This is a genomic window from Kitasatospora sp. SC0581 (assembly GCF_048159585.1).
Lineage (GTDB): Bacteria > Actinomycetota > Actinomycetes > Streptomycetales > Streptomycetaceae > Kitasatospora.
In genome coordinates, this window is sequence record NZ_JBLRWA010000342.1 from 1 (window position 1) to 306 (window position 306).

Here is a 306-nt window from a genome sequence, read left to right on the forward strand (position 1 = left end):
ATAACGTTTTGAAATTGTATGCTTTTATTTTGGGAACTGTCATAGCTATTATAGGCGTAATGTCAGGGTTTATTACTGAAGAATTTTCAAAAACCTATTGGATTTGTGGCATTGCTGCTGCTGCTGGTTTTATTTTCTCTGGCATCACAATGGGAGCATTCGTAGGAGGTATGCAGGTTCGTGCAAATTATTTTTCTGAAACAAAAGAACATCACCAATCAAGATTCAGCCTGACGATGCTTTTTTTCCTGTTCGGATTGCCGAATCTTATTGCCGTTCTGGCAGTATTTCTCATCCAAATGTACG

General features: G+C 38.2%; 1 protein-coding gene. It reads left to right on the forward strand.

Annotated elements, in window-relative coordinates:
• Positions 1-29: 29 nt before the first annotated feature.
• Positions 30-306, forward strand: a 277-nt coding sequence (locus ACLWS4_RS38380) for a DUF5316 domain-containing protein (protein WP_416876624.1), incomplete at its 3' end; no start/stop codon positions are given.